Annotated in this window: 38 protein-coding genes; 20 read left to right on the forward strand and 18 right to left on the reverse strand. The window is 60.6% G+C overall.

The window, feature by feature from the left end:
• Positions 1 to 284: 284 nt before the first annotated feature.
• A complete protein-coding gene (locus tag SynTAK9802_RS04280; RefSeq protein ID WP_186497446.1) occupies positions 285 to 515 on the reverse strand; it encodes a hypothetical protein in 231 nt (76 codons plus the stop codon).
• 144 nt (positions 516 to 659) lie between these two features.
• On the opposite strand from SynTAK9802_RS04280, the gene SynTAK9802_RS04285 reads away from it, so the two are divergent.
• Entirely contained in the window at positions 660 to 857 is a 198-nt protein-coding gene (locus SynTAK9802_RS04285) for a chlorophyll a/b-binding protein (RefSeq protein ID WP_115010181.1), read from the forward strand.
• Positions 858 to 1,011: 154 nt separating this feature from the next.
• The gene (locus SynTAK9802_RS04290) at positions 1,012 to 1,170 is read left to right on the forward strand and encodes a hypothetical protein (protein WP_186497447.1); all 159 of its coding nucleotides are present in this window, start codon (positions 1,012 to 1,014) and stop codon (positions 1,168 to 1,170) included.
• Between the two features lie 332 nt (positions 1,171 to 1,502).
• Here SynTAK9802_RS04290 and SynTAK9802_RS04295 read toward each other — a convergent pair whose 3' ends face one another.
• Both SynTAK9802_RS04295 and SynTAK9802_RS12535 read right to left on the reverse strand, forming a co-directional pair.
• Positions 1,503 to 1,835 (reverse strand): hypothetical protein, encoded by a 333-nt coding sequence (locus tag SynTAK9802_RS04295; protein WP_255487846.1) that lies wholly within the window; start codon positions 1,833 to 1,835, stop codon positions 1,503 to 1,505.
• Between the two features lie 62 nt (positions 1,836 to 1,897).
• Positions 1,898 to 2,023 carry a hypothetical protein gene (locus tag SynTAK9802_RS12535; RefSeq protein WP_006850800.1) on the reverse strand — a complete coding sequence of 42 codons (126 nt, stop codon included), beginning with the start codon at positions 2,021 to 2,023 and terminating at the stop codon, positions 1,898 to 1,900.
• Between the two features lie 227 nt (positions 2,024 to 2,250).
• On the opposite strand from SynTAK9802_RS12535, the gene SynTAK9802_RS04300 reads away from it, so the two are divergent.
• Genes SynTAK9802_RS04300 through SynTAK9802_RS04310 form a run of 3 tightly spaced genes read left to right on the forward strand, consistent with a single transcriptional unit; the run spans position 2,251 to position 4,059 of the window.
• Positions 2,251 to 2,502 carry a hypothetical protein gene (locus SynTAK9802_RS04300; RefSeq protein WP_186497448.1) on the forward strand — a complete coding sequence of 84 codons (252 nt, stop codon included), beginning with the start codon at positions 2,251 to 2,253 and terminating at the stop codon, positions 2,500 to 2,502.
• Between the two features lie 40 nt (positions 2,503 to 2,542).
• The gene (locus tag SynTAK9802_RS04305) at positions 2,543 to 3,460 is read left to right on the forward strand and encodes a histone deacetylase (protein WP_186497449.1); all 918 of its coding nucleotides are present in this window, start codon (positions 2,543 to 2,545) and stop codon (positions 3,458 to 3,460) included.
• Positions 3,457 to 4,059, forward strand: coding sequence for a pyridoxamine 5'-phosphate oxidase family protein (locus tag SynTAK9802_RS04310; protein ID WP_186497450.1), 603 nt, complete (start codon positions 3,457 to 3,459; stop codon positions 4,057 to 4,059). Before SynTAK9802_RS04305 ends, SynTAK9802_RS04310 begins: the two co-directional genes overlap by 4 nt.
• On the opposite strand, the gene SynTAK9802_RS04315 is transcribed toward SynTAK9802_RS04310, so the two are convergent.
• The 4 genes from SynTAK9802_RS04315 to SynTAK9802_RS04325 all read right to left on the reverse strand — a co-directional run bounded on the left by SynTAK9802_RS04315 (position 4,060) and on the right by SynTAK9802_RS04325 (position 6,371).
• Complete coding sequence (locus tag SynTAK9802_RS04315; RefSeq protein WP_255487847.1) at positions 4,060 to 4,407, reverse strand: hypothetical protein; 348 nt, start codon at positions 4,405 to 4,407, stop codon at positions 4,060 to 4,062.
• A gap of 43 nt (positions 4,408 to 4,450) precedes the next feature.
• Positions 4,451 to 4,846 carry a hypothetical protein gene (locus SynTAK9802_RS12765; protein WP_370586377.1) on the reverse strand — a complete coding sequence of 132 codons (396 nt, stop codon included), beginning with the start codon at positions 4,844 to 4,846 and terminating at the stop codon, positions 4,451 to 4,453.
• Positions 4,847 to 4,906: 60 nt separating this feature from the next.
• Positions 4,907 to 5,452 (reverse strand): hypothetical protein, encoded by a 546-nt coding sequence (locus tag SynTAK9802_RS12770; RefSeq protein ID WP_370586378.1) that lies wholly within the window; start codon positions 5,450 to 5,452, stop codon positions 4,907 to 4,909.
• 406 nt (positions 5,453 to 5,858) lie between these two features.
• Complete coding sequence (locus SynTAK9802_RS04325) at positions 5,859 to 6,371, reverse strand: hypothetical protein (protein ID WP_370586379.1); 513 nt, start codon at positions 6,369 to 6,371, stop codon at positions 5,859 to 5,861.
• A gap of 55 nt (positions 6,372 to 6,426) precedes the next feature.
• Between SynTAK9802_RS04325 and SynTAK9802_RS04330 the strand changes: the two genes are divergently transcribed.
• Both SynTAK9802_RS04330 and SynTAK9802_RS04335 read left to right on the forward strand, forming a co-directional pair.
• Positions 6,427 to 7,140 carry a putative 2OG-Fe(II) oxygenase gene (locus SynTAK9802_RS04330; protein WP_186498002.1) on the forward strand — a complete coding sequence of 238 codons (714 nt, stop codon included), beginning with the start codon at positions 6,427 to 6,429 and terminating at the stop codon, positions 7,138 to 7,140.
• Positions 7,141 to 7,182: 42 nt separating this feature from the next.
• A complete protein-coding gene (locus tag SynTAK9802_RS04335) occupies positions 7,183 to 7,434 on the forward strand; it encodes a hypothetical protein (RefSeq protein ID WP_186497451.1) in 252 nt (83 codons plus the stop codon).
• Positions 7,435 to 7,436: 2 nt separating this feature from the next.
• Here the strand turns inward: SynTAK9802_RS04335 and SynTAK9802_RS04340 are convergent, their stop codons facing one another.
• The 3 genes from SynTAK9802_RS04340 to SynTAK9802_RS04350 are packed head-to-tail and all read right to left on the reverse strand — an operon-like array spanning position 7,437 to position 8,159.
• Positions 7,437 to 7,682, reverse strand: coding sequence for a metallophosphoesterase (locus tag SynTAK9802_RS04340; RefSeq protein ID WP_255487848.1), 246 nt, complete (start codon positions 7,680 to 7,682; stop codon positions 7,437 to 7,439).
• Positions 7,660 to 7,893 carry a TIGR02450 family Trp-rich protein gene (locus SynTAK9802_RS04345; protein WP_114987862.1) on the reverse strand — a complete coding sequence of 78 codons (234 nt, stop codon included), beginning with the start codon at positions 7,891 to 7,893 and terminating at the stop codon, positions 7,660 to 7,662. Before SynTAK9802_RS04345 ends, SynTAK9802_RS04340 begins: the two co-directional genes overlap by 23 nt.
• Positions 7,893 to 8,159: a DUF3764 family protein gene (locus SynTAK9802_RS04350; RefSeq protein WP_114987863.1), complete on the reverse strand. Its 267-nt coding sequence runs from the start codon at positions 8,157 to 8,159 to the stop codon at positions 7,893 to 7,895. Before SynTAK9802_RS04350 ends, SynTAK9802_RS04345 begins: the two co-directional genes overlap by 1 nt.
• Before the next feature lie 146 nt (positions 8,160 to 8,305).
• Between SynTAK9802_RS04350 and SynTAK9802_RS04355 the strand changes: the two genes are divergently transcribed.
• Complete coding sequence (locus SynTAK9802_RS04355) at positions 8,306 to 8,761, forward strand: Fur family transcriptional regulator (protein ID WP_114987864.1); 456 nt, start codon at positions 8,306 to 8,308, stop codon at positions 8,759 to 8,761.
• A 15-nt stretch (positions 8,762 to 8,776) separates the two neighbouring features.
• On the opposite strand, the gene SynTAK9802_RS04360 is transcribed toward SynTAK9802_RS04355, so the two are convergent.
• The 5 genes from SynTAK9802_RS04360 to stpA form a co-directional block, all read right to left on the reverse strand.
• A complete protein-coding gene (locus SynTAK9802_RS04360) occupies positions 8,777 to 8,977 on the reverse strand; it encodes a hypothetical protein (protein WP_186497453.1) in 201 nt (66 codons plus the stop codon).
• 105 nt (positions 8,978 to 9,082) lie between these two features.
• On the reverse strand, positions 9,083 to 9,478 hold the full coding sequence (locus tag SynTAK9802_RS04365; RefSeq protein ID WP_186497455.1) for a hypothetical protein: 396 nt from the start codon (positions 9,476 to 9,478) through the stop codon (positions 9,083 to 9,085).
• Positions 9,479 to 9,481: 3 nt separating this feature from the next.
• Positions 9,482 to 9,643 (reverse strand): DUF3721 domain-containing protein, encoded by a 162-nt coding sequence (locus SynTAK9802_RS04370; RefSeq protein ID WP_244276121.1) that lies wholly within the window; start codon positions 9,641 to 9,643, stop codon positions 9,482 to 9,484.
• Positions 9,644 to 9,745: 102 nt separating this feature from the next.
• On the reverse strand, positions 9,746 to 10,699 hold the full coding sequence (arsS, locus tag SynTAK9802_RS04375; RefSeq protein WP_186497459.1) for an arsenosugar biosynthesis radical SAM (seleno)protein ArsS: 954 nt from the start codon (positions 10,697 to 10,699) through the stop codon (positions 9,746 to 9,748).
• A 75-nt stretch (positions 10,700 to 10,774) separates the two neighbouring features.
• Entirely contained in the window at positions 10,775 to 11,983 is a 1,209-nt protein-coding gene (gene stpA / locus SynTAK9802_RS04380) for a glucosylglycerol 3-phosphatase (RefSeq protein WP_186497460.1), read from the reverse strand.
• A 180-nt stretch (positions 11,984 to 12,163) separates the two neighbouring features.
• Between stpA and SynTAK9802_RS04385 the strand changes: the two genes are divergently transcribed.
• The gene (locus SynTAK9802_RS04385; protein WP_186498004.1) at positions 12,164 to 13,468 is read left to right on the forward strand and encodes a Rieske 2Fe-2S domain-containing protein; all 1,305 of its coding nucleotides are present in this window, start codon (positions 12,164 to 12,166) and stop codon (positions 13,466 to 13,468) included.
• Here SynTAK9802_RS04385 and SynTAK9802_RS04390 read toward each other — a convergent pair whose 3' ends face one another.
• Positions 13,469 to 13,840, reverse strand: a complete 372-nt coding sequence (locus SynTAK9802_RS04390) for a hypothetical protein (protein WP_255487849.1) — start codon at positions 13,838 to 13,840, stop codon at positions 13,469 to 13,471.
• A gap of 338 nt (positions 13,841 to 14,178) precedes the next feature.
• Here SynTAK9802_RS04390 and SynTAK9802_RS04395 point away from each other — a divergent pair, with 338 nt between their 5' ends.
• The 8 genes from SynTAK9802_RS04395 to SynTAK9802_RS04430 all read left to right on the forward strand — a co-directional run bounded on the left by SynTAK9802_RS04395 (position 14,179) and on the right by SynTAK9802_RS04430 (position 22,205).
• Positions 14,179 to 14,742, forward strand: a complete 564-nt coding sequence (locus tag SynTAK9802_RS04395; protein ID WP_186497462.1) for a glutathione S-transferase family protein — start codon at positions 14,179 to 14,181, stop codon at positions 14,740 to 14,742.
• A gap of 145 nt (positions 14,743 to 14,887) precedes the next feature.
• The gene (locus tag SynTAK9802_RS04400) at positions 14,888 to 16,402 is read left to right on the forward strand and encodes a hypothetical protein (protein WP_186497464.1); all 1,515 of its coding nucleotides are present in this window, start codon (positions 14,888 to 14,890) and stop codon (positions 16,400 to 16,402) included.
• A 70-nt stretch (positions 16,403 to 16,472) separates the two neighbouring features.
• On the forward strand, positions 16,473 to 17,603 hold the full coding sequence (locus tag SynTAK9802_RS04405) for a phosphotransferase enzyme family protein (protein ID WP_255487850.1): 1,131 nt from the start codon (positions 16,473 to 16,475) through the stop codon (positions 17,601 to 17,603).
• A gap of 1 nt (position 17,604) precedes the next feature.
• Positions 17,605 to 18,180 (forward strand): DOMON-like domain-containing protein, encoded by a 576-nt coding sequence (locus SynTAK9802_RS04410; protein ID WP_186497466.1) that lies wholly within the window; start codon positions 17,605 to 17,607, stop codon positions 18,178 to 18,180.
• A 39-nt stretch (positions 18,181 to 18,219) separates the two neighbouring features.
• Complete coding sequence (locus SynTAK9802_RS04415; protein ID WP_186497468.1) at positions 18,220 to 19,224, forward strand: lytic transglycosylase domain-containing protein; 1,005 nt, start codon at positions 18,220 to 18,222, stop codon at positions 19,222 to 19,224.
• A gap of 43 nt (positions 19,225 to 19,267) precedes the next feature.
• Positions 19,268 to 19,939 (forward strand): hypothetical protein, encoded by a 672-nt coding sequence (locus tag SynTAK9802_RS04420; protein WP_186497470.1) that lies wholly within the window; start codon positions 19,268 to 19,270, stop codon positions 19,937 to 19,939.
• 29 nt (positions 19,940 to 19,968) lie between these two features.
• The gene (locus SynTAK9802_RS04425; protein WP_186497471.1) at positions 19,969 to 21,294 is read left to right on the forward strand and encodes an O-acetylhomoserine aminocarboxypropyltransferase/cysteine synthase family protein; all 1,326 of its coding nucleotides are present in this window, start codon (positions 19,969 to 19,971) and stop codon (positions 21,292 to 21,294) included.
• 17 nt (positions 21,295 to 21,311) lie between these two features.
• Positions 21,312 to 22,205, forward strand: a complete 894-nt coding sequence (locus tag SynTAK9802_RS04430) for a homoserine O-succinyltransferase (protein WP_114987876.1) — start codon at positions 21,312 to 21,314, stop codon at positions 22,203 to 22,205.
• A 26-nt stretch (positions 22,206 to 22,231) separates the two neighbouring features.
• On the opposite strand, the gene SynTAK9802_RS04435 is transcribed toward SynTAK9802_RS04430, so the two are convergent.
• On the reverse strand, positions 22,232 to 22,549 hold the full coding sequence (locus SynTAK9802_RS04435) for a hypothetical protein (RefSeq protein ID WP_115081774.1): 318 nt from the start codon (positions 22,547 to 22,549) through the stop codon (positions 22,232 to 22,234).
• A gap of 59 nt (positions 22,550 to 22,608) precedes the next feature.
• Here SynTAK9802_RS04435 and SynTAK9802_RS04440 point away from each other — a divergent pair, with 59 nt between their 5' ends.
• The gene (locus SynTAK9802_RS04440) at positions 22,609 to 23,193 is read left to right on the forward strand and encodes an alpha-ketoglutarate-dependent dioxygenase AlkB (RefSeq protein WP_186497472.1); all 585 of its coding nucleotides are present in this window, start codon (positions 22,609 to 22,611) and stop codon (positions 23,191 to 23,193) included.
• Here the strand turns inward: SynTAK9802_RS04440 and SynTAK9802_RS04445 are convergent.
• Positions 23,184 to 24,098 (reverse strand): AEC family transporter, encoded by a 915-nt coding sequence (locus SynTAK9802_RS04445; RefSeq protein WP_186497473.1) that lies wholly within the window; start codon positions 24,096 to 24,098, stop codon positions 23,184 to 23,186. The two genes, SynTAK9802_RS04440 and SynTAK9802_RS04445, sit on opposite strands and share 10 nt — an antisense overlap.
• Before the next feature lie 471 nt (positions 24,099 to 24,569).
• Here SynTAK9802_RS04445 and SynTAK9802_RS04450 point away from each other — a divergent pair, with 471 nt between their 5' ends.
• Both SynTAK9802_RS04450 and SynTAK9802_RS04455 read left to right on the forward strand, forming a co-directional pair.
• Positions 24,570 to 24,959, forward strand: a complete 390-nt coding sequence (locus SynTAK9802_RS04450; protein WP_186497474.1) for an AbrB family transcriptional regulator — start codon at positions 24,570 to 24,572, stop codon at positions 24,957 to 24,959.
• A 123-nt stretch (positions 24,960 to 25,082) separates the two neighbouring features.
• The gene (locus SynTAK9802_RS04455) at positions 25,083 to 25,349 is read left to right on the forward strand and encodes a hypothetical protein (protein ID WP_186497475.1); all 267 of its coding nucleotides are present in this window, start codon (positions 25,083 to 25,085) and stop codon (positions 25,347 to 25,349) included.
• Positions 25,350 to 25,351: the final 2 nt, after the last annotated feature.

The following is a 25,351-nucleotide window of genomic DNA, read 5'->3' on the forward strand; positions in this document are numbered from 1 at the left end:
CAGTGCAAGGGAGCCCGCCATGAGGAGACACTAAATCTGGAGCAAGAGGTCCAAACCCCTCGGAATTGTGATGCTTCATGCTGAAGACATCCTTAAAGGAGAAGCCATGATTTCTGGCCCATCCTGCCCATTGCGGTTGGGAGTTCTCGATAGTCCCGACTATTGGACTGATGACGCACTGATGTCTGCAGTGCGTCCATTGAATCCAGAGGAACTTCACCACCTGGCCGTTGGATCCCAACAACGAAGGAATCAACAACGCGGTGTTCGCACCACCCGTTCATTCAATTCCGGCGGCTGAACGCAGCCAGGAGTTGATTAATCGGCGCGACAAGCTTGTCGACCCAGGCGCCTGAACGCCGACCAGCAGGCCGCTGCAATGCCGAGGCATGCAGCATTGGCCCGTTGGAGCCATACCCCTCAAAAGCAATCAAAGCGTCTTGAGCTCCCTGCAGCTCCTGGTCGATTCGACGGGAGGAGAAGCGGCTGTGGGCTCGGTTTCGCGACGTTGACATGACTGGGGCGGTTGCACCTACATCCGGTCTGGCTACGGACCGGGCTGCTTGGCAGCAATTGGTGATGCTTCTTAGGGAGCCGAAGCACCACCCATTTACAAACCGTTACAAGGGTATTAATATTTCGTAACTTGCCTACGAGCCATGGCTTCTTCAACTCCCAACGACGACTGGTTCCAAAGTGCCGCAGCAGCTCAAATCCGCAGCGAGCGTTTCGAACGGGCAGAGCTCCTCAATGGCCGCGCCGCCATGATCGGCTTTGTAGTGGGCGTGCTGACGGAAGCTCTGACGGGGCACGGGATCGTGAGCCAGATCACCTTTGGCGTGTTCGGCTGCAACTGAATCGATCAGGCCAATGGGGCAGAACGTGTATCGAAATCACGCGTTGCTCACCCCATTGGCCGTCGCCAAGCCCTGACAGGTCCCATTTTTTGGGTTGAAATGCTTGATATTGCAGGCATTTTGCGATAAAAGGTTATGAATCGGTTATGAAGAGATGAAGACAAGCACCGCCCATTCACGCCTCGAGTCCCTCCAGCTCGCCGCTGAAGAGTGCCTGACCCGCGATGAAGCTCAGAAGATCTTGAAAAAGGCAGACAAGGCCCACGCCAAGCTCGAGTCGTCCGCAGCCCCCTTCCACCGCCCAAAGAACTGACAGGCACCTCAAGTCTGTAGCAGACGAAGACATAAACCCTCTTACTCATGAACTGGAGTGTGTCCATCCACTCCAACACCCATCAAGTCAACCCAGGATGGCTGTGCTGCCCTTGATAGGTCGTTGATTCATGGGCTGGATTGGCGTCACTCCTTTCCATCAACAGAATGGTGGCTGTCCTGTTGGTCTGTGGAGCTGCCGAGAAAAACTGAAGGGTGCAGATCGATCGTGGGCGATCTGCTGCCATGTCATCCGGATCCCTCCAGAACCGGAACCCAGATCAATCAGGGAAGACGGAGATGGCTTGAAGCCTCTGCAACGGATCTCTTCGCCTATCCCATGTCGAGCAGATAGTGCATGACGGCAACCCGATGGGACACAGCAATGCCCTCGGGGGAGTCGGGACCGATCAACGCATCGGGAACACGATGAATGCGCGTGAGAGGTTTGATCTCATAGGCCGTCCCTTCGGGAGCACCGGAACCGCGACTGCGGTCCCAGATGCCACTGGCGTCACCCTTGTAATGCCCCGCCACCTGCGAGAGGTGCGCATAGAAATTGGGCCCGATGCGACAGACCACGATGGCCAGACAGGCATCGAAATCGTCGGACGAAAGCACATTGATCCCATCACGGACAGCACGTTCGTCAACCCCGAGAACCATGTCCTCGAGTGCTGTTTCACCCGTCAACTACCAGCAACGGATGGTGACCGCGTCGTGTTGGCTCACTTTCTGCGGGTGAGATCACCGAAATCATCGTCGTTGGGCTGCAGAAATTGCCAAACGACAGGAACGGTGAGGGCGACCGTCAAGCCAATGGTGACCCAGATCGCTGTCGTGTAGTCACCCATGTCATGTCCCCATTTCTGCGGACCTTAACCAGTCCGGGCCGAAGCAGCAGCGAAAACGCCAGTCACACCTGGACACGCCACCACCACAACCTGGTCATCCTTCACAAGGCCGATTCCACCACACTTCATTCGGGGAACGAGACACCCCGCACACACGGACCGAGGGTCCTTCGCGAGTCCAGCGCGCCTCATCATGGGATAATTAAGCAATCCTTAAGGGCTGCCCTATGGGTCACTTCGCTAAGCAGCTCAGCGCGCAGGAGATCAAGCAGGGCTACGCCCTGCTCAACCTGATGGAACATCTCGACCGCGAGATGGACCTGCTCAATCAGCAGCGCATCCGCGTTGGGCCAACAACCCAGGAAGGACAGCGACTCACCCAGATCAAGCAGAGCCATCTGCGCAAACTGCAGAGCTGCATCAGCGAACTGAACACCAATGGCTTCAACGACTGGTTGCTGCACCAACAGCCTGCCTGACCCTTGAATGGGGCTGAGCCATCCCGGGTGAGACACCCCCTTGCCGCTTCCGGTCGTTTACCACCCGCATTACTCCGCGCCGCTGCCGAGCACCCATCGCTCTCCGATGGCGAAATTCCGGCTGCTGCATCAACTCCTGCTGGAGCAGGGGGTCGTTCAGGCCGACGAGGTGCATCGGCCCTTGAGCATCGCCCGCAGAGATCTGGAGAGCGTTCATCCCCGCAGATATCACGAAGCCTTCAGCCGTGATCACCTGACCCGACCGGAGCAACGTCGCATCGGGCTGCCGGCCACGCGGCCTTTGGTGCAGCGCACCTGGCTTGCCGTGGGCGGCACCCTGTTAACGGCGCGACTGGCTCTCCAGCGGGGCTTGGCCTCTCATCTGGCGGGCGGAACCCACCACGCCCACCCCGGCTTCGGGAGTGGCTTCTGCATCTTCAACGACTGTGCTGTCGCCGCTCGGGTGTTGCTGGGAACAGGGGAGGTGCGGCGAATTCTGATCGTGGATCTCGATGTGCACCAAGGGGATGGTTCGGCAGCGTGCTTTCAACACGACCCCAGGGTGACCACCCTCTCGGTGCACGCCGCCAGCAATTTCCCCTTGCGCAAAGTGGACGGGGATATCGACATCCCCCTTGCCGACGGCACCAGCGATGACGACTATCTCGCTGCCATTGCCGACAGGTTGCCCGATGCCTTGGACAACATCGCCCCGGACTTGGTGCTCTACAACGCGGGCGTCGACCCCCATCGCGATGATCGACTCGGCCGCCTCGCCCTCAGCGATGCGGGATTAAACATGCGCGATCGACTCGTGCTCGATGCCTGTCTGCGCCGCAGGATTCCAACCGCAACGGTGATCGGCGGGGGCTACGACGCCCTCGCTCCCCTGGTGCAGCGCCACGCCATCGTGGTGCGTGCTGCTGCCGAGCAGGCTCGCTTGTTCAACCTTCCATGACTGAGGGAATCTCTGGGGCCATCACTGAGCCCATCACTGGGGCCATCCCCCCTTGGAGACCTCTGCTGCGCGCTGCCATGCAGCGGGAGGGACGCTCCGTTGCCGCCCGCTGGGTGCAACTGGCCACCACAGGACGCGACGGCGCACCACGGGTGCGAACCCTGGTGTTCCGCGGCTGGGCCGGTGCAGACCAGCTCGAACTGTTCAGCGATCAGCGCAGCGAGAAGGTGACGGAACTCGCCAACGATGGAGCCGCTGAACTGTGCTGGTTGTTCCCCAAAGCTCGTCAGCAGTACCGCCTGCGGGGAAAGGTGACGTTGATCACAGCCACCGAACAACCTGAGCTCTGCCAGCAGCGCTGGCAAAAGCTCTCCAACACAGGACGAGCCGTCTGGGGCTGGCCCACCCCGGCGGATCCACTGGACCCCAAGGCGGCCTTCCCCGATCAACTGGCTGAAACTGCACCGCTGCCAGAGCATTTTGTGGTGCTGAGGCTGCAGGTGATCAGCGTTGAGCGGCTCAACCTCGGCCCCCATCCCCATCAACGCACGCGTTGGAGCGCGGACACCCTCTGGCAGGAGCAACCACTGAACCCCTGATCACCACCAGCGCTCAACGCGACCAACCGACGGACGGCCGGGTTCACTGGGCACCGTCACCACCGACAGCCGCTGCAGGTCTCGGCGGTAATCAAAGCGGCAGAAGCCAACGCCCGTGCCGGAACAGGCCGAAAGGCTCTCGAGCGCAACAGAAGCCCAGCGCCGCTCCTCAGGCGTTGGCTTTTTTTCCGGCGCGGGACGCCAGCCATCGGCAATCAGGTGGCGATTCGCCTCGAGGATGGTTTGCTTGGCGCTGAGCTGCGGCTCAGGTCTGGCCAAGCCAGACCCGCCCACCAACCAGGGCAGCAACAGCGACAAGACAACACAACGGGCCATGGAGAGGCTCATCCCTCTCTGACCTAGCCATGGATCAGAGCGCTGACCACTGGGGTCAGCCTGCGGTGAGCTGAGCGAGGGGCTGAATGCTGAGGGCGATCACCACACTCACCACAACGCCAACGGCGGCTTTCCAGAGATCCGTGCCGATGACCTTGGCCAGACTGCCCCCTTCACTGTTGGTGAACGGGAGATCTGATGTTTGTTGCTTGATCCGCAGGGCCAACTCACGGCCGCCGATCAGCCCCAGAAACACCCAAGTGGTGCTGAGGGGGAAGCTGGAGATGAAGGCCTTGTAGAGCAGGCAAAGACCGAACAACAGATCAATCAGCGTGGCTGAACGCAAATCGGAGCTGTTGGTCTTGGTGCGGAGCACGGCCTGGATCGGCCCTCCCCCGGTGGCCACCAGAACACAGAGGCCCACGCAGATCACCAGCGTGCAGATGAGCATCGGGACGAGGTCCAACTGGCGCGGCAGGAACACGAAAATGTTGGCCAGGTCTTGCACCAGCTACATGCACCAGAGGAAGCCGGTGGAGAACCACTGCAGGCCGTACCAGACCTTGCTGGGGTCTTTGCCGTCCTGGGAACGACAGAACACCCAGCGCTCCAGCGACCACAACCCCAGGCCATAGGCCGCCAGACCCACGCCGAAGGCGAGGCCATACCCCGTCAGCGAGCTGCTGAGCAGCGTGCCGATGTTGGCTGGCATGAACGATGACAACACCAGAAATGAGGTGCTCACCGGTGCTCCCCACTGGGTCAAGGCCACAACAGCGAGCGGTGGAATCACGTAGACCCAGGTGAACGGCTCGGGCCAAGGAAACTCCTTGCCAGGCACACTGAGACGCCCCCAGGTGGGATCACCGTTGTTGAGGAACCAGCCCAACAGCAGCACTCCACAGGTGACCGTGCAAATGAACAGCATCTGAACGGGCTTCGGCGTGCGTTTCCGGTTGGAGGAGAGATATGTGCCGAGGGTCTGGAGCGAATCGTTCGCCACCACGGAATAGGCCGCAAGCAGGAATCCGACGAGCATCCAGATGCTGACGTCCATGAATCCGATCAAGCCGATGGTTTGCCTTCCTTGTAAGGAGCTCTAGGAGGAACGTCGGTGCTCCAGGCCACTCAAACGTGTCGTGATCAAGGAATGTTGTGTGGTCGACGGTGATGCACCACCGGAGCGATTCGACCACGAATGTACGTTGACGGACGGATCGGTATTTAGGGATACACACCCAAATGTCTTAATAACGAACGGATTTGACCTCAGCCAATGCCGAAGCCAAATCGCAGTTCCCGTCGGGCATCGCTCGGCCCGGCTTCCAAGCCCCTTAGCGGCTTAGCCCACGCATCATGAGCCGAAAAGAACGAGATTGCAGGACTGTCGGCGACGATTTTTCGACATTCACAAATTCCGTTCGAGACCGAATTTGGGACAGCTGCACGTCAAGGCTGTCGCATCAGTTCACCACCTTCAGGCTGCGAATCCCAGTGGCCTTGACCCAACTGGCGAGCGCATCGATATCAGCCCGCTCGGGAATGCAGATGCAACCCGTGCCGGGGTAACAGCGGTGGATGCCCAGTGCACTTCGGGTCGTGTCGAAGCGAGGGGTCAGGTCAAACCAGAGATCATGCCCCCACGGTTCCGGACGCCCCAGGCTGTACTCACCAGCGGGCAAAGGGGCTGCATTGCCGGGGCTCCAGCGACGATCAGCACTCTGACGCCGGGCCACACCACTGGCCGCTGGCCAGCTGGCCAACAAGCGCGGGCCTCGATGCAGTTCAACCTTCCAGATGCGGTTGCCGTCCGGGAACAGCTCGGCCGTACGACGGGTGCTGAGCTGCAGTGGGCCGCCCTGCAGCAACGCTGTTTTGGGCCCCTGTTGCCCAGGGAGATCAGCGGCCGTTGCAGCGACGCAACTCCCCAGCAGCACAGGCACCAGAAGGACGTGGCGCAGCATCAGGATCGTCATGAACGGTGCACCCACTTTGGGGCTGCCACGATGGCCTGCAGCAGACCAAGCCTTGGTGGACGTTCTCGATCTGTTTCCCCGCTCCATCCTTCGGGGCACCCTTCCGGATCCTCTGCTCCAACAGCTGACTGCGCTGAGCGAAAGCGTTCTCGCCCATCCCGAGTCCAGCCCCGATGCATCAGCGAAGCTGGCGGGTCAACTGCGTCAGCAGCGCGAACTGAGACCTGATCAACCCGGCGTGCAGGAGCTCAGCAACAACCACCTGCTGCCGGCATGTGATCGCTGGATCCGCCATGTGATGGACCGTCAGCCTCCCCAGGGTCGCGGCCCCTGGGTTCCCGGTCGTTACCGCCTGCAGATGATTAATCTCTGGCTCAATTGCCAGACCGCCGGTGATTACAACCCCACCCACACCCATGGCGGCAGCTTCTCCGGAGTGATCTTTCTGAAGGTCCCACCGCAGATCAACGCCAACAGTTTTGATGGCCAACTCTGCTTCCACGGCCCGGAAGACTGGCACATTCAATCGTTCCGCACCGGCATGGCGCACTATGTGCTGCCTGTGCCCGGTGAGTTCTATGTGTTTCCGGCCTGGCAACCCCATTCGGTGATGCCCTTCCGCGGGGACGGGGAACGCTGGTCGCTGGCATTCAATGTGGTGGCGGCCCCCGGTGTTCCACCCACAGCGATGCAGAAGCCCGCCGCCCAGCAACAACCCCTGGGCAACGTTTCGCTCTCGAGTCAGCGACCCACGGCCAAAGGATTCTGAGGAGAACTGTCAGAGTCGTGCGATTGCATCTGTTCAGGATTCATGAGTGACTCCGCGCCGCTCCAGCAGGCCAAAGCGATCGCAGCGGCGCTGGAGCTGTTGGCCGACCAGCTGCGCCCTGAGGTGATTCGTGCAGCACGACTGGATGACGACGGACGCCGCGACCTCGACCGGATCGAATACGCCCTCGGGACCATCGGCAAGGCCTTGATCCTGACGGACTACTCCATCGACGAAGAGAAGGACATCGACAAACTCAAGGCCTTCCGCGAGTCGCAGAAGGGAATGGGCTGAATTCAGATGCTGCTGTAGCGCAGCACCCGGTGCTGAACGGCTCCATCTGGCGTCAGATCGAGCAGCAGCCGGGCATTGCCACCCCAGCTTTCGTCCTGGCAAAGGTCCCCCGTCACCAGCATCAGATCGGGGTTCAAGGCCCCACCAAGCTGGAGAGCTCGCTCGAAGTGAGCCAGGGCAGGCCGGCCGCGCATCTGCCCCTGATCAGCCGCCACCAGGTGTGGATCACTGAGGTGAAGGATCCTCATCGCTCTCCGGAATGGACTGCCAGCCGCTGCTCCAGCGGGTTGGATCCTTGAGCTCACTCCAGAGCACCCGCTCGCGATGCGACGGAGCCAGCACAGCCGCCAACTCAACCCATCGCTGCGGACCACGCCCGCCTTGCGTGATCAGCTCGAAATGGCGGTAACCGGCCACCGGGTGTTGGCTGGTCCAGGCCCGGGCAGGACGCCAGGCCATCAGCTGGCGACGAACACCTGACTCACGGTGCTCTCAATCACGTGCCCCGAAGCCGCGATCATGTCGGTGTTGTCGGCGATGAATTGCTCCATCACCCCGGGAGCGGCTTGCATCACCGCGCAGACCTTGCTGGGGTCGTCCTTGCTGACACCCCGGTAGAGCGAGGTGATGCCAGCGATTTTCTGAAGCGGCAGGGATGCGTCATAGGTGGCGACCCATTCGGCAAATGACTTGGTGATGGTGAAGGTGAGGACGTGGGTTTCCATCGACCAGAACAACAGTGTCGGCGGACGCTATCACCAACGTTCATCGTCCTCATCGGCGACCGTTGGGATCCGACGAGGGGCCTGATCCTGAAGGCGAGACATCACTCTCATTAAGGCCTACTCTTGAGAATGAGCGAGGAGAAGCTGTGACATCGTCCTCCGCGCCTGCCGCAACGGACATAAACCTGCAGCAGGGGCTGCATCAGGACGGTCGCCGTCTGACCCCGCAGCGCAAACGGGTTCTTGAGCTGTTCGAGCGCTGTGGGTCCGGCTGCCACCTCAGTGCCGAAGAGGTGCACCAGCAGCTGGCGGCCCTTGAGATGAAGGTGTCTCTGGCAACGGTGTATCGCACCCTGCGCCTGCTGGCCGATATGGGTCTGCTCCAGGAACTGGAGCTCAGCGAAGGGGGTCGACGCTTCGAGCTTGCCGTTGACGATCACCGCCAACATCACCATGTGGTGTGCATCCGCTGCGGCCGCACCGAGGAATTCGAAAGTGAGCCCGTGCTGGCAGCAGGAGCTGCCGCCGCTGCCCATGTTGGTTTTCAGTTGATTGAGTCGAGCCTGAACGTGCGTGCGATTTGCCCCAAATGTCAGGGATAGATCGCATCACCGGAATCATCCGGCGCGAAATTCCTTGTCGTAGAGATCAGCCACCAGAAGCTCGATCAGCTGAACGGACACCAGTTCCTTTTCGCGTCTCAACGTGTTCAGCAAGATCTGAACCTGGCGGTGATGGATCAATGACACTTCACCAATCTCCAACCATCGGGCACTGAGCAGGGTTTGAAGACGTTGGCGTGGCGACGATGGTGACATCAGATGCGCCCTGTTTCACACACTGAAGCCAGCAGCACAGCCTCTGAAAAAGGCGTGAGCAACAGAAGTCTTCCGAAGCTTTTGCGAAGCGGAAGCGCGGGCTGCTTACTGAGGATGCTCGTTGCAGGGCATCCAGTAGCGATCGCCCATGCGATGCACACCCTCACAACCCAATTGGCGCGCCTGTTCCTCCGCCTCTTCGCGACTGGGATAAGCCAGATAGCGGGGATTGGTGGTGGAGCGGATCTGAATCAAGCCCATGCTCATCGGGCCGGCGGTGATCTCCCCCATGGTGTTGACACCAACTGCCACCAATCCCATCCCCACGATGGCGGCATTGATCACGCCCATCGCCACCACACCAATCGAAACCACACCCATCGGCACCACACCGATGCAGATCACTCCCATCGGCACGATGCCGATGGAGATGGTGCCGAGGGGAGCCACGCCGATCGCGATCCTCTTCGGCTTGCTGCCGCAGTGCCCGCCTTCAGTCATGGATCAGTGAGCTCCTTGGTGATCCGCTTCACCGTGCTTGTCGCAGACCATCCACATTTCACCCATCTGGTGAGCACCGGTGCAGCCAAAGCCTGGGGCCGCCGCCTCAGCTTCAGCCTGCGTTTTGAACATCGCCTGCTTGGGCTTGCCGTGGGATCCGGCCATAGCCGATGTCGCAGACACGATCAACGCGATAACCGCAAAACAGATACGTTGCAACGGGGTGGCCTCTTCAAGGATCCACCCACTATGCCCATAACGCGCTGATCAGCCCTGAAGCGCCCCGCCACAACTTGACCCGGCGCCAGCCGTGCAGCCAAAACAATGCGGGGCCGTGTGGATGGGCTGATCCGCCGGAACGGCTTCAAGGTGGATCAAATCCCGAAGGTGACGCACCTCACCGGGGCAGGGCAGGCCGAGCTGCTGATTGAAATCACAGTCGTAGAGATGGCCCTGCCAATCCACACTGATCAGCTGACGGCACATCACAGCCCCCAGATTGTCCGGGTTGTGCGCATCCTCAAGAAGGGTCTGATAACGCTGCAAATCTCCACTGCGTTCCAGTTGCTTGGCGAAACGTTGGATGGGCATGTTCGCCAACGTGAGCAGACGATCGAAACGGATTCCCAACCCGCCCAACACCTTCTTGTAATCCGCCTCCAAGGCTTGCTGGGGAGGAGGCAGCACCGGACCCAGCGGGTTGTAGACGAGATCCAACTGCCGGTTTGGATCACCCGTTCCATAGCCCAGGGCATTGAGCTGGCGCAGTCCGCTGATGCTGCGCTCAAACACGCCATCGCCCCTCTGTTGGTCAACGTTCTCGGCGCTGTAACAGGGCAGGGAGGCGGTGATGCAAACGCCCTGCTCCGCCAGGAATTCAGCCAGATCGTCCTGGCCGGGTTCGCTGAGGATCGTGAGATTGCAGCGGTCAATCACGGTGGTGCCGCGTGAACGTGCCTGGCGCACCAACGCGCGAAAACCCGGGTGCAACTCCGGTGCTCCCCCCGTGAGATCGAGGCAGGAAATGGAATGCCGTTCAAGGATCTGCGGAATCAACGCCAGCAGATCCGCACTCATCATCTCGGTGCGGGTGGGCCCTGCATTGACATGGCAGTGGGCACAACTCTGGTTGCAGCGGTAGCCGAGATTGACCTGCAACGTTGTGAGCTGCCCGCGCTTCAGGGGTGGGAAAACGGTCTCAACAACAGCCACCGGCTCCACGCGGATGAGGCTGATTCTTCCAGACAGAACATGTCCTGGCGAAAGAAACGGATGCTCCCACTGCTGCGCAGCTGATCAAGCCACCCGGCGACGCTCAGAAAGCTGACGGAACCAGGCGATGTACTGCTCCGGGCCATCGGGCATGAGCGTGTCAATCCGCAGGGGATCCTCCGGATCGGTGATGCCTCGCAAAGTCCCATCGGCATGGCTAGGGCGATCCACCTCTCCATGGCTGCTGTCAACAAGGACAACGCGATTGGATCGACCGCACCAGGCACCGAGGTCCTGCAGCAGGTTGAGGAAACCGCGATCACTCCCACCCCGTAACCAGCCCGTGCCATCAGCCGATGCCGTGGATGTGACCGTGTCTCCCACACCCACCAGCAACGGCATCCGTTCCGCGGGGATGCGCTGCTGCACCAACGCCAACAGCGCTTCGGGATCGTGGGGAGCCGTTCGCACATTGAACGTCTCACCCAAGGGAGATTCACCCCAACGGCACTGGATGTGCTGATTGAGCAGCACCAGAAGGCCGGCCTCCTTGATGGACCCGGTGAGCATGAATTGAATGTCAGTGGTTCCCACATCACCTGCAGCAGCGGGCTTGATCCGTTCCTGACCTTGCGCATCACGGCCCAGGTTGGGAGCCACATGCAGGAAGAACGATTCCTCCAGGCCCTGCTCAGCAGCCTCAGCAAGCAACTGATGCATCAGCTCCGAGAGCATCGTCTGCAGGGCCTGCTGAGTGGTGACATCAGCGGGGACAAGTTCAAAAATCCCGTTGAAATTGATGGTGGGTGACACCTGGGTGTCCAACACCGCGGCTTTGGCCAGCTCGGCCAGATCATCAACACCCAGCTGCGGCAGCAGGCCGGGCAATCGCTCGATCAGGAGAGCTTCCATTCGGGTGGGGGCTGCAGCGAGGAACGCCATTTCCGCCGATGAGACCCCGGGGTGGCTCAAGTCGCCAAAGCGATCCTGCAGCTGCACCCCTCCAGCCGCCAGGCCTGGTAGGTAACGGCCCTCATGTCTAGGGAGATCGGAATTTCCCAGGGCCTGCTCCACGAGACGGTTCACCCCGCGCCGCCCTTCGTGCTCGCCGTTGGTCAGCACAGCGAATTGACCATCCAGAGCGGCGACCGCATCCACATAGGACGGGTCCATGCGCCGCGTCAGTGGATCCTTCACCAGTTGCATGCAGACGCCGTCCAGGTCCTGCACGATCAGCAGATCCTCAGCACCGGTGAGCTCCTGCAGCAACTGGTCGGGCGTCAAACGGGGCATAGAGGTTCAGGGGAGGTCGCTGCAGCCGACGGAACAGCGGTGCACTTTCATCGCGCAACTGATTAGTGCCAAACCCGTAAGAAGTCCAGTGGGGGGAGGCAGTCAGAAGCACGGATGACAAGCGAAACACCGCAGCCAAGCCATCCGGCCAGCGAACATGACGGCCTTGATGCTCCTGCCATGCACCCCACCTGGACCGAACAGTGGTGGCCGATCAGCTATGTGCAGGACCTCGACCCCAATCAGCCGAGCCGGTTCACACTGCTGGAACGGGATCTGGTGATCTGGTGGGATCGCGCCGCATCGAGCTGGCGGGTCTTCCCGGATGTCTGTCCCCATCGTTTGGTGCCCCTCAGCGAAGGGCGGATCAACGAGGAAGGGCTACTGGAATGCCCTTATCACGGCTGGAGTTTCGACGGCGGCGGCCAGTGCCAGCGCGTGCCGCAGGCTCTCGAGAACACCCAGCCCAACAACCGTCGATCCCGCTGCGCCAGCCTTCCCACAGCCACGGGACAGGGGCTGCTGTTCGTCTGGATGGGGGCCCCCGATGCCGCAGACCCCAGTCAGCTCCCCCTGGTGCCAGCCCTGGAGGAGAACCCCGACAGCTGGACGGTGCAGGACACCTTCCGGGATCTGCCGATGGATGCCGTGACCCTGCTGGAGAACGTGCTGGATGTGAGCCACGTTCCCTTCACCCACCACAAGACCGTCGGCAAACGGGAGAATGCCGCGCCGGTGGAAGCTTCCATCACGGGGGAAGACGCCAGCGGCTTCACGGCCCACTGGGAGGAGGGGCCGCGTCGGGGCAAACTCGGCGCCCAATCCACCACCTTTCATGCCCCGCAGCTGATGTGGCATGACCTCACCGCCAAGGGCTTCGGGCGAATTCTCACGGTGGTCTACGCCGTTCCGATTCGCCGCGGCGAGTGCTGCCTCTTCGCCCGCTTCCCCTTCCAGTTCCAATCCGCCGTCCCCCGGCTGCTGATCGGATTAAGGCCCCGCTGGTTGCAACACATCGGCAATCACAAGGTGCTGGAAGACGATCAGGTGTTCCTGCACTGGCAGGAGCGGGTGCTGGAGAGAGCCGGCGGCAGCCCCGCCGTGGAACGCAGTTTTTTCATGCCCACAACGGCAGACGTCTACGTGGCGGCTCTGCATCGCTGGTTGAACGCCAACGGCGGCGAGCCCTTTGCAGGACAACCCCTACCTCCACGGCAAAGCACCACGGCGCTGATGGATCGATACAACAGCCACACCATCCATTGCCGCAGCTGCTCGTCGGCGCTGAAGCGGATTCGTGCGGCACGCCCCTGGGCCTGGGCCCTGCTCTGGGGATCCGCCGTGCTTGTGGGCATCCAGCAGGGCAGCGGCTGGAGCAGCACCGGCTTGGTCACTGCCGCACTGTCGGCCCTGGCACTGCGACAACTCAACCGCTGGGAGCAGGGGCTGACCATTGGCAGCGGCGCGGCCCCCCGCAACCGCTGATCAGGGCATCGGCACAGGAAGCAAGGTCGGCTTCACCTTGCCCTGGATGTCGACCTTGCCGCCGATGGTGACTTTGTTGTCGATAGAGACGTCTGCCCGTACCGCAAGCGGGTCTTCAGCTGTGACGGACACAGCTCCTTCAACCGCCAGAGGGGCATTTCCGCTGATGGTCACCGGCCCTTCGATCGCCAGGGGCGCAGCGCCACCAACGGTGACCTGCTCCTTAACCACCACAGGTAAAGCCGTATCGGAGCGGATGGTGACACTGGGCGGAAGCACCAACTTGTCGACCTGTAATCCACCCTCAATCGCGATGGGGATGGGCCGATTCAAAAGCTTGGCGGCCGTGACCGCCAGAACCAGGCTGGACAACACAAGCGGCGCAGGCTAGCGGTACGCCATCAGCAGATCACGGCTGGTCACAGGCCTCTGGGCAATGGTTTGAATGCATTACAACGTGTTTGAACCGGTCCTGCCCGTGATGACACCCGCCCAGCCATATCAGACCGCTACCGACCAAATGTTGTTGCGTGAATGCCGACGCGAAAGATTGACATGTCGCATGTCCAACACAACGGGATCACCATCAATGCGTCCAACAAGGCATCCAAATAGCGGACAACATTGAGATCAAACCCGACCAGAGCTGGCACTTCGTAACAACACTGGTTCATCCCAATGGATAGCATAGAGAAAGTTAATAGTCAGCGATGACGCTTTATCTCTACGGCGGCCCTAAGACCCGTGCTTCAATGCCGAAATGGTATTTAGCAGAAAAAGGAATTTCTTACGAATACGTCAACATTGACCTGGCAGCTCGTCAAAACCTTGCAGCGAGCTACCTGGAGGTTAATCCTTTCGGCAAACTGCCTGCCCTCAAGGACGACAGCAATGGTTTAGTGCTGTTTGAGTCGGGCGCCATTCTTCAGTATTTGTCTGATAATTACGCCAACGAAGTCCATGATGCTGCAACACGCGCCTCGATCAGCCAGTGGATTCTTTTCGCCAACTCCACACTGGCAATAGCTTTGTTCGTTCCCTCCAACAAGGAGCGGGAATTCCCCAGGCTGATGGCAACCCTGAATGACATCTACGCCAAGAAACAGTTTCTGGTGGAGGATTGCTGGACCGCAGCAGACTGTGCAGTCAATGCATACCTCGGCTATCTCCCCATTTTCTATCCCAACGAAGATCTCTCCGCTTATCCCGAAATCCAAGCTCTCAATGAGCGAACACGATCCAACCCGAATTACAGAACAATCATGGAGCTTTGAATCATTCAATTGCCGTCGAATTTTCACGTCTTTCTTTCATTTAGTCACCTGCCCTGCTCGATGCTTCCAACTCCGCATCACCGAAGGGACTGGCGTCTGTCTGCTGTGAGCAGTCTCATCGGGAACGCTGCTTAGTCTTGCCGGCATGCGCAATTCCTTCTTCGATCAGAGCCTCGACGCCGGCGCAATCCGTCGGCGCGTGCAAGAGCTCTCGACCGGCAAGGTGGGGTTCTACAGCGTCGGGCTTTATCCGGCCTCGCTGGCCTACAACTGCGCCATGCAGAACGCCAAAGGGCGTCTGCTGCTGGCCCCTCGCCCCGGCCGGGACCTCCTGGGAGCCTTCCCCCAGGAGACGATTGCAACGATGGACGATGAGCACGTGGAGACCGTGCTCAACATGGGCGGCCACCGCATCGGAGGTGAGCTGGTTGTCAACACCCTGAGCGATCTAATCCAGCGCTGCGAGCTTGTGGTGCTCAGCGCCAACAGCAACCACATCGAAGAAGACCTCCAGGAAGCCTGCCGCCTGCGCAAGGAGCTCCATCGGGAGCAGGTGGTGCTGGCCTGCCTGGCGGGATCCTTCAGCCATGACCCGATCAGCAACAGCGCCTATGTGCTGTGCGAACAACAACCCGAGCTCGCCTTCTTCTCCGGCTTCCACCGCCATGGGGCTCTGCGCAACCCCTTCGACAGCTTCACCGCCAATTTCTGCCATCCCAATGCCCTGACGGCCATGTTGGGGGCTCAACTGATGGATCAACTGTCCCCGAACATCCAGGTCTCCGCCGGTGTTCACAACGTGGAGGGGCAGTTCATCAAGGCCGCCAAAAACATGGCCTCGGTGTTCGCCGGTTTCGGCTACGGCTTCCATCAGGACAACCCCGGGGTGTTGCCAACGCTGCTGACCCTGCTGCTGAACCAGTGCCTGGACCAGGCGGCCACCGTGTCGATGGCACGCCCCGACCGTCAACGGCTGTACCACCGGCAGCCCTTTCCGCTCACAGAACTGGGTTACGCCGTCCCCAGAATTGAATCCACCCTGGTGCGCGATGGCGACTTTGAGCGGGTGCGGGACCACACCTTCAGCCAACTCACGGCGATGGTGGCCGATGTGCGCGGCAGCATGATGCTGCCAGTCTCCGGAAGCCCCACCCGCAACTTCCAGGCCGGGCAAGTGATGGCCGAGGCGATGCGCCATCAAGGCCGCTGCCCCCATTCCATGGAGGAATTGGAGCAGTGGTGTGAAGCCGCAGGCCTGCGCAAAGGTGGACTGGAGGGGCTCAAATCCCTGCGGTACTGGCCTCAGATCGCCCGCAAGTACGCCATCCCAGCCAACGACGCCTCGATGGTGAACCTGCTGTACATGGCGATTTACGGGCGTGCAGGCGTGAAGGAGACCGCCTACCGGGTGATGACGGAAAGCCGTGAACTCTCCAGTTACTGCCAGGAATCCGTGCGGCCCAGCCACAGCCGTCGCTACGCCGAGGCACTTCAGAACCTCGATGTTCCCAAAGCCCTCGAGCTGGTGGTGAATGCCGTGATTGCCGACAACGCCAATCAAGCCATGGGCAGCAAGATGGCTCTGGACGAGAACGGTGAGACCGGGGCACCGGCCTACCTGGAGCTCATGGATGTGATTGAAAGCCAGCTCGATGCCTGAGTCGGCTGTGGTTCTGCACACCTGAACGGGGCAAGGCACCGGAAGAACGGCAAGGTGCCATGTGAGACCCATGCGACCGTTCATGACCGAGGCCCTGGAAGCCATCGCCGATCGCTTCCATCCTCGCGAGGGGATCAAAGCCATCCGTTCCCTTGGTTCGGGCAACGTCAACGAAACGTTCCTCGTGACCCACGAGGGACAGGACGGCGCCTTCGTTATGCAACGCCTGAACACAAACGTGTTTGAGCGGCCTGACCTGGTGATGCAGAACCTGCAGGCCCTGGGCGACCACATGGAACGCCGTCTCGCCTCTCCACCCCCACAATTGAAGGGGCGGCGCTGGGAAGTGCCCAGGGTGGTTCCCTGTCGGCGAGAGGCCTCCCCCTGGATCGAACAGAACGGAGAGTTCTGGCGCTCGATCACGTACATCGGCGCAGCAACCACCAGCGATGTCATCCGGGACAGTGCCCATGCCCAGGAAGTGGGCTACGGGCTGGGAATGTTCCACCACCTGATCAGCGATCTGCCCATCAATCAACTGGCGGACACCCTCGAGAATTTCCACGTCACGCCGGCCTACCTCCAACACTTCGATGCGGTCGCCAAAGCCACAGACCGCCTTGGGCCTGCCGAACGTGACGCCTGCGCGTTCATCGAGGCACGTCGTCAGGGCGTCGATGTGCTGGAAGCAGCGCTCAGCCGCGGTGAACTCCATCACCGCCCCATCCATGGGGACCCCAAGATCAACAACGTGATGATCGATGAGGCCAGCGGCCAGGCGATCGGTCTGATCGATCTGGACACCGTCAAACCGGGGCTTGTTCACTACGACATCGGCGACTGTGTGCGCTCCTGCTGCAATCCAGCCGGAGAGGAAACCCTCTGCCTCGACGATGTGAACTTCGACATGGAGCTCTGTGAGGCGATCCTCACGGGCTATCTCTCGGTTGCGGGTGGGTTCCTGAGTGACTGGGACCTGCACTATCTGCCCCACTGCATCCGCCTGATCCCCCTGGAGCTTGGCCTGCGCTTTCTCACGGATCACATGGAGGGCGATGTGTATTTCCGCTGCGATCGACCTGGGCACAACCTGCAACGGGCCCTGGTGCAGTTCCGACTCACCGAAGCGGTGGAGCAGCAGTTCAACGCCCTGGAGCAACTGGTTGCGCGGCTGAAGCAGCAGCCAAGTCCAAGCCTCTGAGATGGCGCGTTCTGCCGTGATGCTGCGTCAGGCCTGCCGCCTGATTCCCTTTGAACGGTCCATGCCAGCGGGGGTCCAGATCAGCGCGGAACTGGTGTGGAGGCGCGAGGGTTGGCTGGAACTCAGCTACGGGGTTCTGGCCCGCGCGGCCAAGGGCATTGGCGTCCTGAAGCTGCCGGAGGAACTAAAGGACGGGCCCCAACAGGGGCAGCGCAAAGATGAGCTCTGGACCACCACCTGCTTCGAAGCCTTCATCGCTGCCCCCGAGGAGCAGCGCTACTGGGAGGTGAATCTGGCTGCCAATGGCGATTGGGCGCTCTATCGCTTCGATGGCTACCGCAGTGGACAAACGCAGCAGGAACTGAGCACACCCCCAACGGTGCGGCTGCAACGCGGGTTGCACCAACTGCGGCTCGACGCCCGTATTGCATTGGAGCCCTGGTGGACACCAGACGTCTGCCCAGACCTGGCATTGACGGCCGTGATCGACCGTGGACAGGAGGGGCTGAGCCATTGGGCCCTCCGCCACGGCCCCAAGGCCGACTTTCACGACCGCAGCACCTTTCTTGCCGCCTGAACCGCACCGGTAGGGTCGACAAAGCGCCCCTGCCCAACCATGCGCAGCCGCAATGTGCTTGTTGTCTCGGCCATCACGGCAAGCCTGCTGGCAGGGCTGTGGCTGAGACCAAAACAGCCGCAGGCCGCAGCCGAGGCCATTGTTTCCAAGAAAGCTGTCACCAAGCCAGGGGCGACTGAGCCAGGGGTGAAATCACCCCTGCTGCTTCCTGCCCAGGCCAGCCAACCGAAAACCAAGGATGGCCGGCAGTACCCCCTTGTGCCAGCTGAGCCAGCAGAGCTGGCAACACTGCTGGCGGCCGTTGAACAGGCGCTGAGGGATCCCGCCACAGCGGCCGAGGGCCTGCCCGATCTCGGCCACCAACAACAGGTGATCTACCGGGTCTTGTCGACGGACCAACCCAGATCTCAGCAGGTCGTTGACGCGTTACCCCCGCGCTGGCGCAGCGTGGCGGAACGCCACCTGGCAGCACGGCGTGAATTCGTTCGCATGAGCCGCGGCCGTGGACCGACGATGCTGCCCGCCTGGCGGATCATCCAGCCCGAACCAGCGGAAAATCTGCTCAGCTATTACCGCAAGGCCGAGGCAGCGACAGGGATCGAATGGGAGGTTCTGGCGGCCGTGAACCTCGTGGAAACCGGCATGGGACGCATCGATGGCATCTCCGTGGCTAATGCCCAGGGCCCGATGCAGTTCCTGCCCACCACCTGGGCCGAACCCGGCATTGGCACCGGGAACATCCGCGACCCCCACGACGCCATCCAGGCAGCAGCGCGTTACCTGGTGAGGCGGGGCGGACTGCAGGACATTCGCCGCGGCCTCTGGGGCTACAACAACAGCGATTACTACGGCCGCGCCGTGCTGCTCTACGCCTCACTGATGAAGGAGGACCCCGCGGCCTACACCGGCCTGTATCACTGGGAGATCCACTTCAATGCAGCGGCCGGTGATCTCTGGCTGCCGGTGGGTTACAACCAACCGCAGCGCATCACGGTTGAGCAGCATCTGCAGGCCAACCCCGCCAGCAGATCACCAAACGGGTGAGCATCGACACCTACGCTGAGGCCTGGCGTGATCCAGGAAGCGGGTGTCCAAGGAAACCTCCCATCGCGGTGATGAACTGAAGGGTCTCGGCTGGTCCGAGGCTGATGTGGCTCGCTACATCGAGCTGTGGGAATACCGGCAGCGCTGGGGGGCCATGAATCTGGAGCGGGAGGATCGCCTGTTCCTGCGCAAAGCCGAAAAAGCTCTGCCGGCAATTGTGACCGGACGGGCCGCCGCCAAGAAATCAATCAAAGACAAGACCTACTACCGCTGGCTGCGCTTCCATCTCGATGCGATGACCGAAGCCGAGGCGGGTATGGGCCTTGGCGACGGCGAACGCGGAGCATGGCCTGTGCTGCTGGAGGCTGAACTACGCCTGCTCGACCATTACGAGCCCGTGCTCGGCTTGCCTGACACATTGAAGGCCAAAGCCCTCAGCCCTGTGCGTGAAAAGCTCACGGCCCAAGTGGCTGCTCTCGGCAACACCAAGGCCTACGACTTCCAGGCCCCCCTGATTGCTCTGAAAGCAGAAGACAGCAGCAACCGCTGGAAGCATCTGCGCGAGGTGGATGCGAGTGATCGCACCTATCCCCTGCTCAGCGCCGATGGCGTGGCTGGATTCCGCAGCGAAGCGCACCGCGACATTCAAGAGGTGATCCGCAACACATTTCCTTCTTTGGCGGAAACCGACAAACCTGAGCTCTCTGACGACTAGAACTGGGGCAGTGGCCCCCGCCGAAGACCATGTCTCACCGCTTCGAGACCCTGCAGCTGCACGCCGGACAGTCCCCGGATAGTGCAACCAACGCGCGGGCGGTTCCCATTTATCAGACCAGCTCCTACGTCTTCAATGACGCCGAACACGGAGCCAACCTCTTCGGTCTGAAGGAATTCGGGAACATCTACACCCGCCTGATGAATCCCACAACAGACGTGTTTGAAAAACGCGTCGCCGCCCTTGAAGGCGGGGTGGCTGCACTGGCGACGGCCTCAGGCCAGTCGGCTCAGTTTCTGGCGATCACCAACTGCATGCAGGCGGGAGACAACTTCGTTTCAACGTCTTACCTGTACGGCGGCACCTACAACCAGTTCAAAGTGCAGTTCCCGCGCTTGGGAATCGACGTGCGCTTTGCCGAAGGCGACGACGTCGCGAGCTTTGCAGCGCAAATCGACGACAACACCAAGGCGCTCTACGTGGAAGCGATGGGAAATCCCCGCTTCAACATCCCCGACTTTGAGGGTCTTTCAGCGCTTGCCAAAGAGAAAGGCATCCCCTTAATCGTCGACAACACCCTGGGAGCCTGTGGAGCTCTGCTGCGACCAATTGACCACGGCGCTGATGTGGTTGTTGAAAGTGCGACCAAATGGATCGGGGGCCACGGCACCAGCCTGGGGGGCGTGATCGTGGACGCCGGCACCTTCAACTGGGGCAATGGCAAGTTCCCGTTGATGAGCCAGCCCAGCGCGGCTTATCACGGCTTGGTGCACTGGGATGCCTTTGGCTACGGCAGTGACGTCTGCAAAATGCTGGGCTTGCCCGATGACCGCAACATCGCCTTCGCCCTGCGGGCCCGGGTGGAGGGCCTGCGGGATTGGGGGCCGGCCGTCAGTCCATTCAACAGCTTCCTCCTGCTGCAGGGCCTGGAAACCCTGAGCCTGCGCGTTGAGCGCCACACCGAAAACGCCATGGCCCTAGCCACCTGGCTGCAGGACCATCCCGCCATCGCCCATGTGAGCTATCCCGGTCTGGCCAGTGATCCTTACAACGCTGCCGCGAAGAAATACCTGACAGGCCGTGGCATGGGATGCATGCTGATGTTCTCCCTCAACGGTGGCTACGACGATGCGGTTCGCTTCATCGACAGCCTCAAGCTGGCCAGCCACCTCGCCAACGTGGGCGATGCCAAAACGCTGGTAATTCACCCCGCGTCCACGACACACCAACAACTCAGTGAGGCGGAACAAGCTTCGGCTGGCGTGACCCCCACGATGGTGCGGGTCTCCGTGGGACTCGAGCACATCGACGACATCAAGGCCGACTTCGAACAGGCCCTCGCCGTTCTCAGCTGAATGACGTCCCAGCTTCCATGGCCCTGATCCTTCCTGGCAGTTACCACAAAATCGCGGAGGTTGAACGCAACCGGATTTCCTGGATTGAGCCCGAACAGGCTGAACGCCAGGACATCCGGCCCCTGCGGATCGGCATCTTGAACATCATGCCGCTGGGCAAGCAGTACGAGTTCAACCTGCTGCATCCGCTGGGCCTATCGGTGCTGCAAATCGAACCGATTTGGATTCGCCTCAACTCCCACGCCTACAAGAGTTGGGATCAGAACCATCTCGACCAGCTCTATGTGAGCTGGGATGAAGCCTTGTCCCAGGGTCCCCTGGATGGCTTGATCATCACCGGTGCCCCCGTGGAACACCTGCCCTTTGAACAGGTCAGTTACTGGAACGAACTGGTCCAGTTGATCGAGGAAGCGCGCAGCACCTGTGCCAGCACCCTCGGACTTTGCTGGGCCGGTTTCGCCCTCGCTTACCTTGCGGGAGTCGACAAGGTGGCCTTTCAGCAGAAGCTGTTCGGGATCTACCCGATGCGCAGCCTTGTCCCGGGGCATCCATTGATGGGAACCCAGGACGACCATTTCGTCTGCCCCCAGAGCCGTCATGCCGGACTGCCGGATGCCGCGATGGAAGCCGCCGAACGGGACGGACGTCTTCGCTTGCTCGCCCATGGCGAACAGGTGGGCTACACCATTTTCGAGACACCGGATCAGCGGCAGCTGATGCACCTCGGCCACCCCGAGTACAACGTGGGGCGGATCCTCGGAGAAATGGAACGCGACCGAGCCCGCGGAGATGTTCCGCCGCCCGAAAATTTCGATGCGGCCCAACCCCAGACCCTCTGGCGCTCCCACCGGAACCTTCTGTTCCAGCAGTGGCTTTGGTTCTGCTATCAGCGGGTCAGCCTCAAAGCCTGATCAGGCTTGGTTGCAGCAACACCCCCTTAGCTGTGTCGTTTCGGAGTGGGTTCCAGATTGGCCGAAGGCTCCTGAGCGACGGCCTCTGGACGCTCAGCGGATTTGCGATTGAGTTCCCGCTCCAGCGAAGCAATCCGTCTCTCGCGAAGGCAATGACGGCATCCACCCAGGGTTTGCAGATGCTTTTCCGGTGTGATCGTGATCGGTTGAACCGGATGGGCGTTGCAACGGATTTGAACAGGACTCTTGTAACTCCGCCAGCGGATCAAGCTGTAATCGAATTGATCACCGAAGCGCTGCACGGCGCGCTTGAGAAACTCGTCTTGGGTGATTCGGGCTCCCATGCCATCGAATGTATGGGACAGTCTCGGGATCGAACCGACCTCGTCATCCGACGTCACGAATGACCATCCATCCAGCTGCAGCTGAAACGGACTGGTCCCTGCATGAGGGTTGGCTGAAGCCAGAGCTCGCCAGGCACTGGCAAACAAAGCTTGAACACCAGCTCCAGTGGGAGCAGCCCGTGGTTCAGGTCTATGGGAAGCGCCACCCGGTGCCCCGACTGACGGTGTTTCTTGCCAATGAAGGAATTCACTACCGCTACAGCGGTGCCATTCACACCGGTGATGGCTGGCCTGCATGGTTCAAGCCATTGCTGCACCAGGTGAATGAAGCCTGTGAGACCAACTTCAATGGATGCCTGCTCAATTGGTATCGCCATGGCGATGACCGCATGGGTTGGCACGCCGATGACGAACCGGAAATTGATCAGCGGGCTCCAATTGCCTCCCTTTCACTCGGGGCAACGCGGGATTTTCAGCTCCGCCACCGCAAAACTGCACGCCTAAAAATGTCTCTGCCATTGGCCGATGGTGACCTTCTGGTGATGCACCCGGGCTGTCAGAGCCGATGGATGCACAGTGTTCCTCAGCGGCGCAAAGTGCAGAGCACCCGCATCAACCTCACCTTTCGCCGTTTTCAGAACTGAGATCGCAGCAGCACACCCCATGCAGGCGCTGAAATTAGGGCCAGCAACGTGCTCCAAAACACCAGCCCTGCGGCCCGCTCCTGATCAGCACCCACTGATTCTGCAATGAGCAAAAGAGAGATTGCCGTCGGCGCGGCGCCTTGCAGAGCAACCGCCTGAACCATCACAGGCTTGAACTGCAGCAGAGACGCCAGAAGCCAAAGCAGCAATGGGTAGAGCAGCAGCTTGGCCACCAGTGGCTTAAGCAGCTGCAGGGGACGTGCTTCCGGCGCAATGCCCTGGCGATGAATGCTGCCCAAGCGCATGCCCACCACCATCAGAGCCAGCACAATCACGCAGCGTGAAGGCCACCACAGCGCATCGGCCACCGACGCAGACCATGGGGTCGCCTGAACCAGCAAAGCGCCGATGAGCCCGCGGGTTGCCGGACTCCCAGCAACGCTGCTCAGCAACCCTCGCAACCGCTGAGATCCATCGACCTGCCCCCCAATCAGCAGCGGTCCCAGGCTCCAGACCAGCAGAGTCGCCCCGAGGTCGTAGCCAATGCTGATGGGCAGAGCCTCATCGGGAAGGAAAGCCAGGGCGAGAGGAACCCCGAAATAGGCCGTGTTTCCGGTGCAGCTACCAAGCCGCAGCGTGGGAGACGCCAGCTCAGCCAATCCCGGCAGGCGCGCGGCACCCACAAGAACAAGACCCATGGCAAACACGGCAAGGCCTGCGGCCTGCAACATGTCGCTGCTGAGGCCACCCTTCAACAGCAGGCCCATCACACTTATCGGCACACCGAACCTCACCAGCGGTGCGGCCAAGCGAGTGGACAGGGTTTCATGGCGACGACCAGCCCAGAACCCAATCAGAAGTGAGGGCACAAGCTCCAGCAAGAACCGAAGAATGAACACCTCCATCAGATCAATCGACCTTAGAAAGCTGTGGTGACTGATGCCTCAGCCCCAGGCTTAATCTGACTTTTGATTGGCCGCGTGGATTCAGCTGATGCAACCAGCTTCACGCCATCGCATCGTGCGCAGTGATCAATCAGAGGATCAGCTGACAAGGCTGCGCTTTGACAGCTACAACGCTGCCTACGATGAACTCGAGCGTTACTACGGGGATTTTTGCTGCTCTGATGATGATCGTGTCGAGTACACGATCGTTTCTGAACCCTCAGACAGTGCTGAGGTTTAAACCACTGAGGACGCCTCAACATCAGCCCGCAAGCTTCATCGCAGGAGAGCAGTCTCAAAAGCCAGACCACAGAGACGCATCCCTAGATACCAACCTCTCAAAGCACTGAGCCTTGGGAATATCGGCTCGATTGATTGACATCCAGCCAGCCAACCAGTTATGAACTATGTATCCATTGAGACGCATTTAAAATGCTGACCGGTTCCGATCTGCTTGCCAAGGTCAAAGAACTTGGAGATGTTTCCAAATCCGATCTGGTGAGAGCTTGCGGATACGTCTCTGACAAGAAAGATGGTGGCGATCGCCTGAATTTCACAGCGTTCTACGAGGCCCTGCTCGAGGCCAAGGGCGTGAATCTGAGCAGCGGTGGTGCTGCGATTGGCAAAGGTGGTCGCAAACTGAGCTACATCGCCAAAGTTCAGGGCAATGGCAATCTGCTGATCGGCAAGGCTTATACCGCCATGCTGAACCTCGAACCCGGCGACGAGTTCGAAATCAAGCTCGGCAAGAAAGCCATCCGTCTGATCCCTACGGGTGCAGCTGCGGAGCACAGCGAAGCTGCCGACCAGGTTGACGAGTGATCAACTGATCCATCATCCCAAGCTGAATCCCCTACAGCCCCTCCCTTACCTGGAGGGGCTTTTTTTGCGCAACGAAGCAACCGAGGCCCTGAGGCAACCACACTGGGGCTGGCATCACAATTGTTGCTCGGTAATGTGAGCCGGATTGGCGCGACAGAGTTGAAATCCTTCAAGGCAACCGTCGCTTCGTTCCTGAGCAATACGTTTCTGTTGGGGGGCTCAGTCGCCCTGTCCATCCATGTCGTGCTGACCTTCTTTCGGATGCACGGACTGGCGCTGACCCTTGCTTTTGTGGCGTTTTGGCTGATCTGCGTGACGGCCTACTTCCATTGGCAGGGCAAGCACAGCCGAAAGCCCACTGAGGCTTGGAGAGAACGACAATCGGCCTGAAG

This window comes from Synechococcus sp. TAK9802 (assembly GCF_014279535.1).
Classification (GTDB): Bacteria; Cyanobacteriota; Cyanobacteriia; order PCC-6307; family Cyanobiaceae; genus Parasynechococcus.